We start from the raw sequence: 17,213 nt of genomic DNA on the forward strand, positions 1-17,213 counted from the left end.
ATGATAAATCTTTATTTTATATGATATCAGAACTTTCATACAATGGAAGGGGGTGGAGGGATTATTGTGTTAATGGAAGAAAGGGTGAATAGTACTTATAAGTGGGTTATGTTAATTTTTGCGACGGTTGCTCAAACAACAGCGACACTTATAACGTATGGTGTTGGAGCGTTTGCTTTATTTTGGAAAGAAGAATATGCACTTACGAATACGGAGATTGGATTGTTAGTAAGTGTTGTAAATATAGGACCGCTATTTTGTATGCTTTTTGTCGGGCGGCTACTTGATCAATACAATGAAAAGTTGTTAATTTCGATAAGTTCATTTTTACTAGGAGGTTCGTTTTTACTGACTAATATGGTCAATGGATTTAATGGGTTACTTTTTGTACTTTTATTAGTAGGAACGTTTTATAGTGTTTCGCAGCCAGGAGGAAGTAAGGTGATAATGAAGTGGTTCTCAAAAGAAAATCGCGGGTTAGCGATGGGGATTAGACAAGCCGGTATACCGATTGGTGGTACATTAGCGGGAGTATTGATCCCGTTTCTTACAATAAAATATAATATGGCCTATGCGGTAAATAGTATTGCATGTATTTGTATAATTGGAGGGCTTTTATTTTTTATATTTTATAAGGAACCATATACTCAAGAGAAAGTTAAACAAGAACGTAGTAAACTTTCTTTTTGGATGCAGTTAAAAGAAGTGATGTGTAAAAAAGAGTTGTATGCAATTTATATAACTGGCATTTGTATGATTTCATTGCAAATGGTTCTAGTTGCACACTTTATAAAATTTTTAGTATTGGAACAATCAATCACGTCAATTTTAGCTGGAAAAGTATTTTCCGTTATGTTCTTTTCTGGAATGGTTGGTAGGGTTATATTAGCAGCTACTAGTGATTTATTTTATAAGGGGAATAGGCGTACCCTCTTATTTATAACTGTTTGTATTTCTATTTTCTTCATTCTAATATTAGTAATGAGCATACATACAATAACGAATGTATTGTATGGTGTAAGTGCATTGTTAGGGTTCTTTTCAATTGGATGGTTTAGTCTTTTTATAACTGAAGTTGCAGAATCAGCAAGTGAAGAATCGGTAGGGATGACAGTGAGTTTTGCACTTACATTAAATCAAATTGCCATTATTGCTGCGCCTGCTTTATTTGGTTATATTGTAGATAAGAAGGGATATACGTATGCGTGGTTATGCATAGTTGTATTACTAACTATTTCAGCGGTCAGCTTATATAGGAAGTATAGAAAATGAAGGAATGTTAGCAATGTAAATTTTTTATGAAGAAAGTCTAAAGAAATGTTGAATGACCGACATTTCTTTTTTTATTTGTTGTATAATCAAAATGTAAATGAGATTCATTTTCAATTTCGTTCATTGCCTCTTTTGAAATTACCTGTAATTTTAGCCATAATTAGCTGTTTTTCATTATCGTTATTTGCATGATTTATTTTATTTAAAAGTTTTTCAGCATCATTTCCTTTTAATATCATAATCTGTTTTCTGTAATATTAAATTAATACCATGTTATTTTTTGTTATCCGATAATGAAACACCTTATCATCTAAACGATTGCGTTTATCGGTGTTTTTCATATTACATCTCCATTCTTTTTAGTATGTAACAAATGTTACAAAAGAATTTGAAATTATAGTGTAATGCATCCGATTGTATGTTGGAAATTTTGCAAGAAAGAAATACAATAGAGAGTAGTCAAAATTGAAAATGAGAAAAAGGAATCTAGTTTTAACAGAGTGAATATTAAATAATATTATAATATACTTGATAATTAAAAGATAGAATGGATATACGTTAAGTGAAACTAGATAAAAGAGGGTTCCTAGTATGTTAAAGAAATGGTTAATCATTTTCTTTATTTTTGCTGTTTTTTGTGGAAGTGTTGTTACACTAATACATGCAAATAAAGGAAAAAAATATGATGCAAAGGCATTTTCTAATGTAAATAGTAAGCAAAAAGATGTTAAGCAGGAAGTTGATGCGAATGAGAAAAAGCGTTATGAAATTGCAGCTGGAAAATTAGATCAGTATTTAAAAGATAAAGGATTTAATGGGAGTGTTCTTGTAGCAAGTAAAGATCATGTCATTTTACGAAAAGGCTACGGTTATGCGAATGTGAAAGATCAAGTATTAACAACGCCAAGAACGAAATATCGCATTGGTTCTATTACGAAAACAGTTGTTGCAATATCTATTATGCAATTAAAAGAAAAAGGGAAGTTGAACATTGAAGACAATGTAAATAAATATATCCCATCGTTTCCAGCAGATAAAAACATTACGTTACGAAACTTGTTAACACATACGTCTGGATTACCAGAACAGGGACAAGGTAGTGTTGACGCAGCATCACGGTTAAAATTAGTAACGTGGATTGGGGCACAAACGTTACAATTTCCAGCAGGGACAGGATGGAAATATACAGATTATAATTATATGGTGCTTGCATATATTGTAGAAAAAATATCGAATAAACCACTTGCTGAATATGTGAAAGAAAATATTTTGACTCCTGTTGGAATGCATGAATCTGGAATGGGCGCAACACTCCCAGAAGATATTTTCTTAGCAGAAGGGTATACGAAAAAAGATAATAAGTTAATAGCCACGCCTCGCTTAAAAATGAACTGGCTGTATGGTTGTGGTGAAATGTATACGACTGTTGAAGATATGAAAAAGTTAGATGAAGCTATTATGGATGGTAAACTACTTTCTAAACAAAGTATATTAGATATGTTTTCTGCATCACCTGCAAGAAAATATGGATTTAGTTTTTATATTTACCCAGATTATTATCATAACCACGGTGTATTAGCTGGCTGGAACACTTTTAATAATTTTAACTGGGATAAACGAACGTTCGTCATATTATTTTCTAACGTCCAAAATGGTATGAATGATGCATTTAATCAAGAATTTAGGAAAATGGCGAATGATTTAATAGAAGGAAAGGGAATATAAAAAAGAGCCTCTAGCGAGAGGCTCTTTTTTATAGAGCTGAAAACTCCTCAACAAGTTGAGTGAATTGTTTCAATGCACTTTCAATCGGTTCTCGCGTTGTTAAATCGACGCCAGCTTTTTTCAATAAGTTTAATGGGTAGTCTGAACTTCCGCCTTTAAGGAATTCAATATAATTTTTCTGAGCATTCGGATCACCACGTAATAGTTTATCAGCGATTTGAATGGCAGATGCGAATCCAGTTGCATATTTGTATACGTAAAACGGGCGGTAGAAATGAGGGATTCTAGCCCATCCGTATTTTACTTCTTCATCAAATACAAGTGAATCACCGTTATATTCTTTAAATAGCTTTTCATAAATTTCACTGAAGACTTGGGCATTTAATGGTTTACCTTGCTCAGCCATTTCATGTGTGATTTTTTCAAATTCTGCAAACATGATTTGTGTAAAGAAAGTACCTTTAAATTTCTCAATAAAATGGTTAACTAAATGGTTACGCACGTTCGTTTCTTTTGCTTCTTTTAATAAATAGTGAATTAATAACACTTCATTTACTGTAGAAGCGACTTCTGCGACAAAGATAGAATAATGTGCAGAAATTCTTGGTTGGTATCCATGTGAATAGTGCGTATGCATACCGTGCCCGCATTCATGAGTAAGAGTGAACAGGCTGTTTAAATCATCGTGATGATTTAGAAGAATGAAAGGATGAACACCGTATACACCAAAGTTATAAGCACCAGAACGTTTTCCTGGTGTTTCTCTTACGTCTATATATCGTTTATCTTTAAAACTTTTTAATGTCTCAATATATTCTTCTCCTAAAGGAGCTAGTGATGCAATCATAATGTCAAATGCTTCACTATATGGAATGTCTTGTTTTGCACCCTCTACTAAATCGACGCCTAGGTCGTATTGTCTTAGTTCATCTACGTTTAATTTTTCTTTTCGAATTTCATTGTATGTATGTAATGTTTGAATGTTTTTTTTCGTTGTATCAATTAGGTTTTCATATACTTCTTTTGGAACCATATCGCCAAATAATGATTTCTCTAGCGCTGATGGATAGTTTCTTAATTTCGAAACAGTAACATTATTTTTAATAGCAGCGGATAAAGTAGATGCGATGGAATTCTTTAACTGAACATATGGTTTGTAATATGCTTTATAAGCTTCTTTACGCTTTTCACGATTCGTATCTTCTATTAACTTTGCATACATTCCGCGTGTTAAGTTCACTTTTTCTCCATCGTCAGTCGTCACTTCACCAAATAATATATCTGCATTATTTAACATACCAAATGTGTGCTGTGGAGAAGAAAGAGCTTCACCCATTTGTGATAAAATTTCTTCTTGGTCCTTATTTAATACGTGTTTTTTATAACGGTATAATTCAAATAAGTCTTCTTTATAATATTGTAAGCCTTCTGTTTCTTCTATGTAAGAATGTAATGTGTTTTCGTCTATGCTAAGTAAGAAGGGGGAAAAGAAAGATTTCGCTGCACTTACTTTCACGTGTAATTGTGATACTTTATCGACAAGAGATTGCGCGTCAGTATCGCGTGTATCAAGGTCAGATTGTAATCGTGCATAAGCGAACATTAAAGATATTATGCTAGAAATTTCTTCACTCTTCATTAAATAAGCTAATAAACTATTGCCGTCGTGAATATTTTCATTAAACTCGTGTAATTCCTTCGTTAATACTTCAATTTTATGAAAATCACTTTCCCAATCTTCAATTGTATGGTAAATGTCTGTTAAATCCCATTTTTCTATATCAGCTACTTGTAATCGATCTTTAAGTTCTGTCATAATCATTTCCTTTCTAAACATGTAGTTATATTTCTATATAACTATGAAATACAACAAATTGCAAAAAATCCCTGCTGAAAATTGAAAAGCCTTGCTAAAATAACAAGGCTTACTTACTTATAGTGTAATTCCGAATTTTGAATGTAAAAGGTTTGTATATTGCATGTTTGTAACGGTTTCTTTCGTTTTTTTACCATTTTTCGCTACTGTAAGGCTATCTTTCGTTAAAGAGGCATGCCCATCTTCAGTTAGTTTTACAATAAGAGGTACTTTATTAAAGGGTGATTCTTCATGTTCAACGATAATTTTTTGTGCTGTATTTGCTTTTTCTTCATCCACTTCTTCTATATAAAATGCATAGCCTAACGTCCAATCATCAGCAGAAGATTGATCCAAGAACTCATTGTTTTTCCGCATCTCTAAAATGTAGTTTCCCTTTTCGGTCATTTCTTTACGAATACGATAATCTCCTGTAACAGAGTGAATGACTTCACCTGAGAAAGGGACAGGGGCAAGAGGTAAGTATGATCCGAATCCTACTTCAATTAAATAAAGTTCATTATGATGTGTTAAAACGATTGCGATATGGCCAGAATCAACAGCCCATATGGAGTTTGCAGCGTTATAAACTGTTCCTGAAACGAGATGAACATCGAATCCAGAATCTTTCAGGAAGTAATACATAGTAGGATTGAGTTCATAACAAAGACCGCCACGGTTATTTACTAAAATTTTCTCTTTCAAATTTTCTTTTGATATTTCTTTAAAATTCTTTTCGAGAATATTTAAGTTTTCAAAAGGAACAGTTTGTGCCATTGCGTACATAATGTTAGATAAATCTTCAAATGAAACTGTGTCTTTTTCTTCTATATGTAATCGTGCGAAAAATTGTTTTTGAAAGTCTGTCATCGAAATCCCTCCGTTATGCTTTTATAGGTAAATTGTAAACAATCTTGAATAGGATGTGAAATTAAAACTACGTTGAATATTTGAAATTAGACTAAAAATAATATGGGAGAGTGAGAGATTGCTACTTTACTAACGGTGGGACGAATATTATAATAATTCTGATAAAATATGCAAACGCTTTCTTGGAAGGGGATGGTGTACAGATGTTTAAAAGAATAACAATAGTCGGATTGTCAGTTTTTATGTTTTTACCTAGTATATATGAGGGGAGTAAAGCATATGCAGACACAGTTAACAATGGAACGTTAATGCAGTATTTTGAGTGGTATGCTCCGAATGATGGGAATCATTGGAATCGTTTGCGTACTGATGCTGAAAATTTAGCGGAAAAAGGAATTACATCTGTTTGGATACCACCTGCATATAAAGGAACTACGCAAAATGACGTAGGATATGGAGCATATGATTTATATGATCTGGGGGAATTCAATCAAAAGGGCACAGTGCGGACGAAATATGGGACGAAAGCACAATTGAAATCTGCAATTGACGCTTTACATAAGAAAAACATCGATGTATACGGTGATGTAGTTATGAATCATAAAGGTGGGGCTGATTATACAGAAACTGTCACAGCAGTTGAGGTAGACCCGAGCAATCGGAATATTGAAGTATCAGGTGATTATGAAATTAGTGCGTGGACGGGATTTAACTTTCCAGGGCGTGGAGATTCTTATTCTAATTTCAAATGGAAATGGTATCATTTTGACGGAACGGATTGGGATGAAGGAAGGAAATTAAGCCGAATTTATAAATTTAGGGGCATAGGTAAAGCATGGGACTGGGAAGTGTCTAGCGAGAATGGGAATTATGATTATTTGATGTATGCGGATCTTGATTTTGATCATCCAGATGTTGCGAATGAAATGAAAAAATGGGGAACGTGGTATGCGAATGAATTAAATTTAGATGGTTTTCGTTTAGATGCTGTTAAACATATTGATCATGAATATTTGCGCGATTGGGTAAATCACGTTAGACAGCAAACAGGGAAAGAAATGTTTACAGTAGCTGAATATTGGCAAAATGATATCCAGACTTTAAATAATTATTTAGCGAAGGTTAATTATAATCAATCTGTGTTCGATGCACCACTTCATTATAATTTTCATTATGCTTCAACAGGAAATGGAAATTATGATATGAGAAATATTTTAAAAGGAACAGTAGTTGCGAATCATCCTACACTTGCGGTTACTCTAGTTGAAAATCATGATTCACAGCCTGGTCAGTCATTGGAATCTGTAGTGAGCCCTTGGTTCAAGCCGCTGGCATATGCATTTATTTTAACGCGTGCAGAGGGGTATCCTTCTGTTTTCTATGGTGATTACTATGGTACAAAAGGAAATAGTAACTATGAAATTCCAGCGTTAAAGGACAAAATTGATCCGATTTTGACGGCACGAAAAAACTTTGCATATGGTACGCAGCGTGATTATTTTGACCATCCAGATGTGATTGGCTGGACAAGAGAAGGTGATAGTGTACATGCTAATTCTGGTTTAGCAACATTAATCTCTGATGGACCAGGAGGGGCAAAGTGGATGGATGTTGGAAAGAATAACGCAGGGGAAGTATGGTACGATATTACGGGTAATCAAACAAATACTGTAACAATTAATAAGGATGGGTGGGGGCAGTTCCAAGTAAGTGGAGGATCAGTTTCCATATATGTTCAACAGTAATTTTGTGATGAAAAAGAAGAGGTAGACTGAAATATAAGTTTTCCTCTTCTTTTTATATTGTTATCATTCTTAAATTTTTATTTTCATAAACGAATTAGTCGACTTTTAAAACAACGAGAGATGCGTTGGAATAAATAATATCACCTGTGGCTTCTCTTATTCGTACTCGAAGAACATCCCCTTGATTTAAAGATAGTAAATCAGTTCTGGCAGATGTTGATCTTACCCCAGAACCACCACTAACTCGCGTTTCAATTGCGAATTGGATGGAATCGTTTATTGTAAGATTTAATATACTAGACGATATAGCTTGTATTACAAATACAATTGAAAAGGATACAGAGTACACGCCAGTGGTATCAATTGTAATAGAATTATTTAATGGATTTAGAGTAGTTCCATTAGCAGGTCCTGGGATTGTAAAATTAACATTTGTATTAACTACTGCTGAAAAACCGATTCCTACTTCAGAAGTTATTGTTCCAAATACGGGAAGAATCCCTAAACCAGTAACCCCAGTGGGACCAGTTATTCCAATTCCGGTAGGGCCAGTAACCCCAGTGGGACCAGTTATTCCAATTCCGGTAGGGCCAGTAACCCCAGTGGGGCCAGTTATTCCAATTCCGGTAGGACCAGTAACTCCGGTGGGACCAGTTATTCCGATTCCGGTAGGACCAGTAACCCCAGTGGGACCAGTTATTCCAATTCCGGTAAAACCTGTCGCACCGGTAGGGCCTGTGATTCCAGTAGGTCCAGTAGGGAAAGTAAATGGTGGAATTGATGGTAGTGTGGGACCGATTAAATTTGGTTCCAGAGCAGGTCCATGTAAAATATTATATTCTTCATTCATATAGTAACCTCCTATCATTGCTTGTCATAATTATTAAATGTATTAGGGGAAGGAAATGACATTCGCAATAGCGGAGGCGCTTCTTATAATTTCTCCTCAGCGAATATAGGTCTAATTTAAGAAATATTGAAGTGTAGAGTTGCGTACTACTGAAGTATGGCACCTTTACTTCTCACGTAACATATAGTATGATGATTTCAATAAATTAGATTTCAATGACTATAATATAACTTAATGAGAGGTGCTTTTTGTGAGTGCGGTAGGTATTAAATAGGAAAAATTTAATGAAATAAATCGGATAAGACCAGGGGATTTTTATGTACATCATACCCCTAATTTTGTCATGCATTTATTTCAAAACCTATGAAGATACCTACAATACTTTATAAAGCGTGTAATAAGGGACTGCCATCTATTTTTTATGGCTTATTTCCTCATATGTTATTACACATGCCTTGTAAATGTAAAAGCTGCGGTATCCCCGCAGCTTTTTTGTATATGTTTTTATTGTATAATTATGGAATTTTATATATGGCTCATTGGAATCTAATGAGTAGGTATCTTCATTTATGATAAAAATCAATCATAGTGAGGAGAAACAAAATGAATACGATGACTTTTGAAAAGTTACAATATAACGAATTAAAGGATATAGTGAAATCTTATTGTGTAAGTGGATTAGGTAAGGAATTATTAAACAAATTAGAGCCTAGTACGAGTATAAAAGTAGTGAGAAATCGCTTGAATGAAACGACAGAAGCACGAGCTATATTAGATGCAGAAGGGCATGTTCCTTTCTTCGGCATTTCTAATATTGCTAGTACAATTCAAAAATTAGAAAAAGGGATGATTTTAGATCCAGAAGAATTAGTCAGTGTTTCAGACTTTTTACGCGGATGTAGAAAGATTAAAAAGTTTATGTTAGATAAAGAATTTTTTGCACCAGTATTAGCTTCTTATGCAAATTCAATGACTGAATATAAAAGTATTGAAGAGGAAATTAACTTTTCAATTAAAGGAAATAGTATTGATGCAGCTGCAAGTAAAGAGTTAAAACGAATTCGAAATAATATCGATTCTGTAGATGGGAAAATAAAAGAACGTTTAACGAAGTTTTTAAATAGTAGTTCAAATAAGAAATTCATTCAGGAATTCTTTATTAGTAAAAAGGATGACCGTTATACGATTCCAATTAAATCTTCCTATAAAAACCAAGTTGCCGGAAGTATTATTGAAGCCTCGGCAAAAGGTTCTACTGTATTTATAGAACCACATACGGTTACGAAATTGAATGCAGAACTAGCAGGTTTGAAAGCAGAAGAAGCGGTTGAAGAATATCAAATTTTAGCGACTTTATCAGGAATGGTGTTAGAAAACATTTATAGTATAAAGATTAACATGGAGCTAATTAGTCAGTATGATATGGTATTTGCGAAAGCGAAGTTTAGTAAATCAATCAATGGAATAGAGCCGAAGTTAAATGATCATGGCTACATTCATTTAGTGAATTGTAAGCATCCGCTTTTAACAGGGCAAGTTGTACCCTTAAATTTTAAAATTGGTCAAGAGTATCGTAGTTTAATTATTACAGGGCCGAATGCGGGCGGAAAGACAATTGTGTTAAAAACGATTGGATTGTTAACATTAGCTACAATGTCAGGTCTTCATATTGCAGGAGATAAAGGTACAGAAATCGCTATTTTTGAAAATGTATTTGTAGATATTGGTGATAATCAAAGTATCGAAAACGCACTAAGTACATTTTCATCTCATATGAAAAATCTTTCTGAGATTATGAGCATGTCAAATAATAATACGTTACTTTTATTTGATGAAATAGGAAGCGGTACAGAACCGAATGAAGGTGCAGCACTTGCAATATCAATTTTAGAAGAGTTTTACCTTACGGGATGTATTACCGTTGCGAGTACGCATTACGGAGAAATTAAACGATTCTCAGAAATGCACGATGACTTTATGAATGCAGCGATGCAGTTTAATAGTGAAACGTTAGAGCCCCTTTATAAATTAGTTATCGGAAAATCAGGAGAAAGTAATGCACTTTGGATTGCGAATAAAATGAGCGTAAAAGAACATGTGCTGAAAAGAGCGAAAGAGTACATGGGAAATAAAGAGTACGCTTTAGAAAAAGTGAATGAAAGTAAAATTAGAAAACCGAAATTTGTACAAGAAAAAAGAGAATTTCATTATGAGTATAAAATCGGCGATCGTGTGAATTTATTAGATTATGATGATTTTGGTATTATCTATAAGGAAAAAGATAATTTTTATAACGTTGTTGTATATTATAACGGTGAATTTGTTGAAGTGAATATAAAACGTATTACGTTAGAGGTAGCAGCAAAGGAATTATACCCAGAGGGATATGATTTAAATACACTATTTGTCGATTATAAAGAAAGAAAAATGCAGCACGATATTGAGCGCGGATCGAAAAAAGCGCTTCGTAAAATCCAAAAAGAAATAAGAAAGAATAGAGGATAATATAGAATGGTAACGATTAGACAAGAGCAAAAAAACGATTATAGAAAAACAGAAGAAGTGGTACAACAAGCATTTTTACATGAAGAATTTAGTGATAAAACAGAACATGCACTTGTAAAACGTATTAGAGAATGTGACGCGTTTGTTCCGGAGTTATCAATTGTTGCGGTAGATGAAGATATAGTTGGTCACATTATGTTATCGAAAATTACAATAGAACAAGGTGGAACTTCTGTAGAATCGTTAGCACTTGCACCAGTTTCAGTTGTTAGGGACCATCAGAAGAAAGGAATTGGTGGAAAACTGATTACGGTTGCTTTAGAAAAAGCGAAAGAACTTGGATACGGATCAGTTGTAGTGTTAGGACATCCAGGGTACTATCCGAAATTTGGCTTTAAGAAAGCAAGTGAGTGGAATATAAAAGCACCATTTGAAGTGCCAGATGAAGTGTTTATGGTGATTGAGCTAAGCGAGAACGCTCTGCAAGGTGTAGAAGGAGTTGTGCAATATTCGAGTGCTTTTGCTGAGTAAGAGTATCGGTTGAAAATATAATCATAAAAGATGCTATCTTTTTGTAGGGATATACAGAAAGATAGCTTTTTTTATTAAGTAAATCTACTTACGTATATTTTGCTCAATGAATAATTAAGGTGGTAAAATTGATATAGAAATGTAAAGGGAGAGAATTGAATGAAGAATCGAGAAACAGATAGCAATGAGAATGTAGTTACGTTATATGTTACAAGGCACGGTAAAACAATATTAAATACGAACCATCGCGCGCAAGGTTGGGCAGACTCTCCGTTAGTAGAAAAAGGTGTGGAAGTTGCCTCTAATTTAGGAACGGGATTAAAAGATGTTCATTTTGCGAATGCATATAGTAGTGATAGCGGCCGAGCGATTGAAACTGCTAATTTAGTATTAAAATATAGTGAGCAAACAAAGTTAAAACTTAAGAAAAGAAAAAATTTACGAGAATTAAATTTTGGTATTTTTGAAGGTGAAAAACTTGAAAACATGTGGGATGCGGTTGGAAAAGCAGCGGGCGTTGCATCACCAGAAGAACTTATGAAGTTTTCTATTCAAGAAGTGATTAATCTTATTAGAGCAGCGGACTCTACAAAACAGGCGGAAGATTGGGAATTATTTTCTACTCGTATAAAAGCAGAGATTGATAAAATTAGTGAAGAATCTGCTGCAAATGGTGGCGGTAACGTTTTAGTTGTCGTTCATGGGCTTTTGATTACTACCTTAATAGAAATGTTAGACAGTAGCAAAACAAAACTTGGAGTAGAAAATGCTAGTGTGACGAAGATTGTATATAAAGACGGAACATACACAGTCGAGTCGGTTGGAGATATGAGCTATGTTGCAAAAGGGAAAGAAAGTGTGGAAATATAAAAATAAGGAAAGGAAGGTAGAGAAATCTAGCTTCCTTTCCTTATTTTTTAATATATCATTTATTAATTTGAATCGGAATATTCCGTTAAAAATGAACTATGAAAATTATTGTAATGGTATAATTAGAGAGTAGGAACAACAAATTAGTTTGCAGTGTATTGGAGGGACATTAGCCTTACATTTCATCTCGGAATCTAAAGTAAGTATACGAGAAATAAAACAAAGTAAGGAATGTGTGAAGATGGATGGTACACGGTATGTGATTTATGTTCAATTCTAAGAAGAAAAGAATATTAACAATTATATGGAGAAGTGATTATGTTGATTAAATTCGTTCATTTGTTATTTGGAAAACCGTGTGAAAAAGGTGATTCGTTCCAAACTAAGTTTCCACGTTTTATTTATTGGAGTGCAATTGTATTTTATTTTTTTGGAATGCTATTATTTGGGATTCTTTCTTTTATTGATACTGTATTTATTGGATCGTTGATATCAGGAGGTTTGTTCTTTCCTTTAATATTTAGATTCGTTTATTATATAAACTTAAAAATGAGGGGCCTAGAAAGAGAAGCGTAGAGAAAAAATATAAATAACAGGGTTATTGAAAAGAAGCGAGATTGAACATAAATAACGTTAAAAAAGGAAGCAAAGAAATACATTCTAGCTTCCTTTTTTTATTGGAATAATTATGGGATTAATAAAATCTTCCCTGTGCTTTTTCTGTTCTCTAATAATTCATGAGCACGGGCACCATCTTGTAAAGAGAAGGTAGTAGGACTTGCGATCTTTAATTTTTCGGTCGTAATCCATTCGAATAATTGAGAGGAGCGTTCTTTTCTCTCTTCATAAGATGTAAGCACGTTCCAAAGGTCTCCGCCAGTTAATGTTTTTGAAGTATCCATAAGCATACGTGGATCAACGGGCGCAGGATTACCACCGGCCATTCCGTAAAATACGACAGTGCCACCAGTTTTAGTAGCGTTAAAACTTTCCTCTAGCGTAGAACCTACTGATTCATATACAACATTTACTCCATCACCGTTTGTTATTTCAAGTACTTTCACAGGCCATGCTACCTTATATAAAAATACGTGATCAGCACCAGCTAATGTAGCTATTTGTGCTTTTTCTTTTGATGACGTGAGGCCGATTACTTTTCCGCCTAGTAGTTTAATTATTTGGATAAGAAGTTGCCCAACACCTCCAGCAGCAGCGTGTACTAAAGCTATATCACCTTGTTTTATTTGATAGCTATCTTTCGTTAAATAATGTGCTGTTAATCCTTGTAATAAGACAGAAGCGGCTGTTTTAAAAGAGATAGAATCTGGAAGCTTAATTGCTTTCTTCGATGGAACGGCAACTAGTTCTGCATTTGCAAATGGAACGTCAGCAAATGCAATACGATCTCCAGGATTAATATTCGTAACGTCAGCTCCTACTTTTTCTACAATGCCAGCCCCTTCATAACCTAATATATACGGTGGGTTGCCAGCGAGATGATAATCACCGCGACGTCTATAAATGTCGGCGAAATTTAAACCGATTGCTTTCGTGCGGACAAGAATTTCATTTGGATTTATGATTGGATCATTTAGTTCTTTATATTGTAGTACATCCGGATTTCCGAACTGTTCGAAACAAAGTGCTTTCATATGGAATACCTCCATTTTTATTGTTTGTCGATGCTCTTTATCATACAATACAAATATCAATAGACAAAGAGGATTATTTCGATGAAATCAATCGGGAATATCGATTGAAAAGAGGGACGATAAATGGAGATAAAACAATTAATTACATTTAAAGTAGCGGCGGATACTTTGAACTTTACACAAACTGCGAAGAAATTAAACTTTGCTCAATCGAGTGTGACAGCGCAAATTAAAACGTTAGAAGCTGAGCTAGGTACGCCGTTATTTGAAAGATTAGGAAAACGTCTTTTCTTAACTGAAGCAGGTAGGAAGTTTCAACTATATGCCGACAAGATGATTGCGCTCAGCAACGAAGCAAAAATGGCTGTGAAAGATGATGAAGAAATAGCAGGTACGTTAATAATTGGTGCGCAAGAAAGCCAATGTACATATAGACTTCTTTCTATATTAAAGAGGTTTAAAGCACAATTTCCTCAAATAAAGCTTATATTTAAACCAGCGCATTCCAATAAAGATGCGAAGGAACAATTGATGGAGGGAAAAGTCGATCTTGCCTTTATTTTGGACGAATGTAAAACAGAAGATGCTTTACATGTGGAGCCGCTTATGAAAGAAGAATTAAAAATAGTAGCTGCTTCAGGGCATCATTTACTCGAGAAAGCTTCCGTTTTTACAAAAGATTTAGAAAGTGAGACGTTATTGCTAACAGAGCTAGGATGCTCGTACCGGACTTTATTTGAAGAGCTATTTCGTACAGAAGGTGTGTATCCAGCAAATAAAATTGAGTTCGTTAGTGTCGAAGCAATTAAACAATGTGTTATTGCAGATTTAGGAATAGCTGTGTTACCAGCAATAGTAGTAGAAAAAGATATACGAGAGGGGACGATAAAAGAGTTACATTTAGAAAATGAAATCTCACCGATTTATACACAAATTGCTTGGCATAAAGATAAATGGATGACAGCGCCACTGCAGCAATTTATTGATGTGACTAGGGAGTTTTTTACAACAGATTAAGTGGAGAAATATTTATTTTATATAAAAGAAAAAATGGCAATTTTGTATAAAGAACCGATGCTTGCATGTAACAAGTATCGGTTCTTTTATGTTTTAAATAAAGGATGCTATAACATGTGTATTTCTCAACTTTTTTTCTTAGACGGTTACGTAAATTTCTTCGTATATTCCAATAATCATAAGGAAATTTACAACGTTTATTCGTTTTTGTAAGATGCCTCTAGGAAGCATGAAAGGAGGGGCGTACATAGGGGATAGATTGTCATTATTATACGTACTTCTTTTGAGGGAGGAAATTGAAAATGTTTAAAAAGTTAATGAAAGTATGTGTATTAAGTGTAGCGAGTGTAGGGGTATTATTTAGTTTCCAAGGAAGTACATTTGCAGCTACTGATTTAAGTAGTTATTATGACGGGAAAAATCCAGCAACAACGAAAGTATACGGAGGTAGTACAACGTGTGATGCAGATGGATTTAATGCAAAGTCTACAGCTGTGTACGAAGGGAGTAAAAAAGTAGGGACAGTGTATTTACGTTACAGCAATAAATGTCATGCAGCTTGGGCTAAGTTTGTTTTAGATCAACCAGCACCAGCTGTTGCGGGAGGAGTGTATGCGTACGCTGTTGTGAATAAATACAAAAATGGTGTATTCCAAAAATCAGTCACTTCCAATCAGGGGAACGGGACAATAAAAACAGGTCAAACGAGCACGTATACAGGAATGGTATTTGATTTAACTGCTGATTTCGGATACACAGCAGATGCTGAAGCGGTTACTTTTAATAACGGTTATGGAAAAACTGGACGCTATTAAGAAGGAGTGGAATGCTTTGAAACTTTTAAAAAAGCTAAGTGCATGTTTTTGTCTGTCCTTGCTCGTTTTAACTAGTATGTTTAGTACGACTGGTAATGATAAAGCGTATGCAGAAGACCATTCATATGATGGGAAAAGTCCTTATTATAATAGCTGTGATCAATCCGCAGTAACGAAAGAAAAGAAGTGGATTGATTCAAATTCTTATGTAGAATTAAAATTTAGCACAACGTGTAAGACAGCATGGGCAAAAGTTACTGTAACTCGTGCAGCAGTATATAATAACGAAGCTGATGCAAGGATTGTTAGAAAAACAGATGGAAAGGCATACACTTGCGGGAGTGCTGGAGGAAATGGTGTTGTGAATAAAGGGCAAACATCATGCTATACGCCAATGGTATATGATTTAGATCCAAGAAAGGCACAAGCGCAGGGGAAACATGCCATTCCGAATAGTGATGCATATAATTATGCTGAGACTATTTGGTATTGATGGGGATATGGAGATTGTAAGATAGAATATTTTAAGAGCATGTTTTGATTGGATTTCAAAACATGCTCGTTTTTGTTTGAATGCGAATGATCCAAGCCAGTATCGATAGCAATCGGCTACATGAATATGAGTCTTTATAATGCTACCGCTTCCGAAATTAGGAACTGTGCTATGTAATTTTTCTACTGGGATTTCTTCCAAAAATGAAAATAGAGTTTCTCTTGTAGAGCTAATAAGATTATATTGCTGTTTTAAAATATGTAACATGCAAGTACACTCCTCTTTTATTTACATAGTAAGTAATTCTATATTTACGAGGAGTGAACCTTTTTATTATTTTTAATAAGCATATTAGATGTATTTCTTATTTGTTTCTGATAGATTAAACAAGGTGAAACTTTAATAAATTGAACATTCTTAGTTCATAATAAATGGTACATGAAGAAGGAGAACAATCAAATGAATAGACTAGTTGGCTTAAAACAATTTGAAATAACGCGTGGAGAATTGCTTAAATTTATGGAGACGTTAGACGATAAAACTGTAGATACACAGCCAGAGGGTTTTAACAATACAATTCGCTGGCATATCGGTCATGTATTAACGGCAGCAGAAGTTTTCATGTTTGGAAAAGAATTTAAACAATTACCAACTGAATATCCAGGTATGTTTGGGTATGGATCAAGACCGTCTAAATGGAAAACAGAAGGACCATCATTAGACGTGTTAATGGCTCAATTAAAAGAACAAGCAAAACGTATTAACGAAATTCCAGCAGAAGCATTTGAAAATAAACTGCCAGAGCCGTTCTTAGGACTAGAAACAGTTGGTGAGCTTTACGGTATGATGCTTTATCATGAAGCTGATCATATTGGGCAAATGAAGGCGATGGAACGTATTATTAAAGTTCTTTAGTTCTTAATTGCATATAACAAGCAATACAGGTGTAATGTTAAATAATATATACAAAAAAGGTAGATAAATTATTATCTACCTTTTTTGTATAACTTCTT

General features: G+C 34.2%; 16 protein-coding genes and 1 pseudogene. 11 read left to right on the forward strand and 6 right to left on the reverse strand.

Annotated features, from left to right (window positions below):
• The first annotated feature begins 42 nt into the window (after positions 1 to 42).
• Positions 43 to 1,272, forward strand: a complete 1,230-nt coding sequence (locus F3I02_RS25905; RefSeq protein WP_196478557.1) for an MFS transporter — start codon at positions 43 to 45, stop codon at positions 1,270 to 1,272.
• A 110-nt stretch (positions 1,273 to 1,382) separates the two neighbouring features.
• Here the strand turns inward: F3I02_RS25905 and F3I02_RS34720 are convergent, their stop codons facing one another.
• Complete coding sequence (locus F3I02_RS34720) at positions 1,383 to 1,511, reverse strand: hypothetical protein (protein WP_000600991.1); 129 nt, start codon at positions 1,509 to 1,511, stop codon at positions 1,383 to 1,385.
• Positions 1,512 to 1,863: 352 nt separating this feature from the next.
• Here F3I02_RS34720 and F3I02_RS25915 point away from each other — a divergent pair, with 352 nt between their 5' ends.
• Complete coding sequence (locus tag F3I02_RS25915; RefSeq protein WP_000915170.1) at positions 1,864 to 2,997, forward strand: serine hydrolase domain-containing protein; 1,134 nt, start codon at positions 1,864 to 1,866, stop codon at positions 2,995 to 2,997.
• Between the two features lie 28 nt (positions 2,998 to 3,025).
• On the opposite strand, the gene pepF is transcribed toward F3I02_RS25915, so the two are convergent.
• Positions 3,026 to 4,813: an oligoendopeptidase F gene (gene pepF, locus F3I02_RS25920; RefSeq protein WP_196478558.1), complete on the reverse strand. Its 1,788-nt coding sequence runs from the start codon at positions 4,811 to 4,813 to the stop codon at positions 3,026 to 3,028.
• A gap of 117 nt (positions 4,814 to 4,930) precedes the next feature.
• Positions 4,931 to 5,722 carry an arylamine N-acetyltransferase family protein gene (locus F3I02_RS25925; RefSeq protein ID WP_000129190.1) on the reverse strand — a complete coding sequence of 264 codons (792 nt, stop codon included), beginning with the start codon at positions 5,720 to 5,722 and terminating at the stop codon, positions 4,931 to 4,933.
• A 203-nt stretch (positions 5,723 to 5,925) separates the two neighbouring features.
• Here F3I02_RS25925 and amyS point away from each other — a divergent pair, with 203 nt between their 5' ends.
• On the forward strand, positions 5,926 to 7,467 hold the full coding sequence (amyS, locus tag F3I02_RS25930; protein WP_000476396.1) for an alpha-amylase: 1,542 nt from the start codon (positions 5,926 to 5,928) through the stop codon (positions 7,465 to 7,467).
• Positions 7,468 to 7,561: 94 nt separating this feature from the next.
• Here amyS and F3I02_RS34575 read toward each other — a convergent pair whose 3' ends face one another.
• The gene (locus F3I02_RS34575) at positions 7,562 to 8,317 is read right to left on the reverse strand and encodes an exosporium leader peptide-containing protein (RefSeq protein ID WP_089148888.1); all 756 of its coding nucleotides are present in this window, start codon (positions 8,315 to 8,317) and stop codon (positions 7,562 to 7,564) included.
• 603 nt (positions 8,318 to 8,920) lie between these two features.
• Here F3I02_RS34575 and F3I02_RS25940 point away from each other — a divergent pair.
• From F3I02_RS25940 to F3I02_RS34175, 4 genes are all read left to right on the forward strand, one after another.
• Complete coding sequence (locus F3I02_RS25940; RefSeq protein WP_001095192.1) at positions 8,921 to 10,822, forward strand: endonuclease MutS2; 1,902 nt, start codon at positions 8,921 to 8,923, stop codon at positions 10,820 to 10,822.
• Between the two features lie 6 nt (positions 10,823 to 10,828).
• Positions 10,829 to 11,353 carry a GNAT family N-acetyltransferase gene (locus F3I02_RS25945; protein WP_000256483.1) on the forward strand — a complete coding sequence of 175 codons (525 nt, stop codon included), beginning with the start codon at positions 10,829 to 10,831 and terminating at the stop codon, positions 11,351 to 11,353.
• Between the two features lie 159 nt (positions 11,354 to 11,512).
• Positions 11,513 to 12,223 carry a histidine phosphatase family protein gene (locus tag F3I02_RS25950; protein ID WP_000797114.1) on the forward strand — a complete coding sequence of 237 codons (711 nt, stop codon included), beginning with the start codon at positions 11,513 to 11,515 and terminating at the stop codon, positions 12,221 to 12,223.
• 318 nt (positions 12,224 to 12,541) lie between these two features.
• Positions 12,542 to 12,799, forward strand: a complete 258-nt coding sequence (locus F3I02_RS34175; protein WP_000905654.1) for a hypothetical protein — start codon at positions 12,542 to 12,544, stop codon at positions 12,797 to 12,799.
• 110 nt (positions 12,800 to 12,909) lie between these two features.
• Here F3I02_RS34175 and F3I02_RS25955 read toward each other — a convergent pair whose 3' ends face one another.
• On the reverse strand, positions 12,910 to 13,875 hold the full coding sequence (locus tag F3I02_RS25955) for a quinone oxidoreductase family protein (protein WP_196478559.1): 966 nt from the start codon (positions 13,873 to 13,875) through the stop codon (positions 12,910 to 12,912).
• Between the two features lie 123 nt (positions 13,876 to 13,998).
• Between F3I02_RS25955 and F3I02_RS25960 the strand changes: the two genes are divergently transcribed.
• From F3I02_RS25960 to F3I02_RS25970, 3 genes are all read left to right on the forward strand, one after another.
• Positions 13,999 to 14,892 carry a LysR family transcriptional regulator gene (locus F3I02_RS25960; protein ID WP_196478560.1) on the forward strand — a complete coding sequence of 298 codons (894 nt, stop codon included), beginning with the start codon at positions 13,999 to 14,001 and terminating at the stop codon, positions 14,890 to 14,892.
• 302 nt (positions 14,893 to 15,194) lie between these two features.
• On the forward strand, positions 15,195 to 15,707 hold the full coding sequence (locus F3I02_RS25965; protein WP_196478561.1) for a YjfA family protein: 513 nt from the start codon (positions 15,195 to 15,197) through the stop codon (positions 15,705 to 15,707).
• 16 nt (positions 15,708 to 15,723) lie between these two features.
• Positions 15,724 to 16,200: a DUF2690 domain-containing protein gene (locus F3I02_RS25970; protein ID WP_000771041.1), complete on the forward strand. Its 477-nt coding sequence runs from the start codon at positions 15,724 to 15,726 to the stop codon at positions 16,198 to 16,200.
• A gap of 45 nt (positions 16,201 to 16,245) precedes the next feature.
• On the opposite strand, the pseudogene F3I02_RS35045 reads toward F3I02_RS25970, so the two are convergent.
• Positions 16,246 to 16,467: pseudogene (locus tag F3I02_RS35045) on the reverse strand (DinB family protein); the annotation flags it as partial.
• A 171-nt stretch (positions 16,468 to 16,638) separates the two neighbouring features.
• Between F3I02_RS35045 and F3I02_RS25980 the strand changes: the two are divergent.
• A complete protein-coding gene (locus F3I02_RS25980) occupies positions 16,639 to 17,115 on the forward strand; it encodes a DinB family protein (protein ID WP_196478562.1) in 477 nt (158 codons plus the stop codon).
• Positions 17,116 to 17,213 lie beyond the last annotated feature (98 nt).

Source organism: Bacillus sp. SRB3LM (genome assembly GCF_015712745.1).
GTDB classification, from domain to species: Bacteria; Bacillota; Bacilli; order Bacillales; family Bacillaceae_G; genus Bacillus_A; species Bacillus_A thuringiensis_K.

Coding starts and splice junctions, on each gene's coding strand:
- F3I02_RS25940 (WP_001095192.1), top strand. CDS start 8,921: ATGAATACGATGACTTTTGAAAAGTTACAATATAACGAATTAAAGGAT.
- pepF (WP_196478558.1), bottom strand. CDS start 4,813: ATGACAGAACTTAAAGATCGATTACAAGTAGCTGATATAGAAAAATGG.
- F3I02_RS25965 (WP_196478561.1), top strand. CDS start 15,195: ATGTTTAAAAAGTTAATGAAAGTATGTGTATTAAGTGTAGCGAGTGTA.
- F3I02_RS25960 (WP_196478560.1), top strand. CDS start 13,999: ATGGAGATAAAACAATTAATTACATTTAAAGTAGCGGCGGATACTTTG.
- F3I02_RS34175 (WP_000905654.1), top strand. CDS start 12,542: ATGTTGATTAAATTCGTTCATTTGTTATTTGGAAAACCGTGTGAAAAA.
- amyS (WP_000476396.1), top strand. CDS start 5,926: ATGTTTAAAAGAATAACAATAGTCGGATTGTCAGTTTTTATGTTTTTA.
- F3I02_RS25915 (WP_000915170.1), top strand. CDS start 1,864: ATGTTAAAGAAATGGTTAATCATTTTCTTTATTTTTGCTGTTTTTTGT.
- F3I02_RS34575 (WP_089148888.1), bottom strand. CDS start 8,317: ATGAATGAAGAATATAATATTTTACATGGACCTGCTCTGGAACCAAAT.
- F3I02_RS25925 (WP_000129190.1), bottom strand. CDS start 5,722: ATGACAGACTTTCAAAAACAATTTTTCGCACGATTACATATAGAAGAA.
- F3I02_RS25955 (WP_196478559.1), bottom strand. CDS start 13,875: ATGAAAGCACTTTGTTTCGAACAGTTCGGAAATCCGGATGTACTACAA.
- F3I02_RS25950 (WP_000797114.1), top strand. CDS start 11,513: ATGAAGAATCGAGAAACAGATAGCAATGAGAATGTAGTTACGTTATAT.
- F3I02_RS25945 (WP_000256483.1), top strand. CDS start 10,829: ATGGTAACGATTAGACAAGAGCAAAAAAACGATTATAGAAAAACAGAA.
- F3I02_RS34720 (WP_000600991.1), bottom strand. CDS start 1,511: ATGATATTAAAAGGAAATGATGCTGAAAAACTTTTAAATAAAATAAAT.
- F3I02_RS25980 (WP_196478562.1), top strand. CDS start 16,639: ATGAAGAAGGAGAACAATCAAATGAATAGACTAGTTGGCTTAAAACAA.
- F3I02_RS25905 (WP_196478557.1), top strand. CDS start 43: ATGGAAGGGGGTGGAGGGATTATTGTGTTAATGGAAGAAAGGGTGAAT.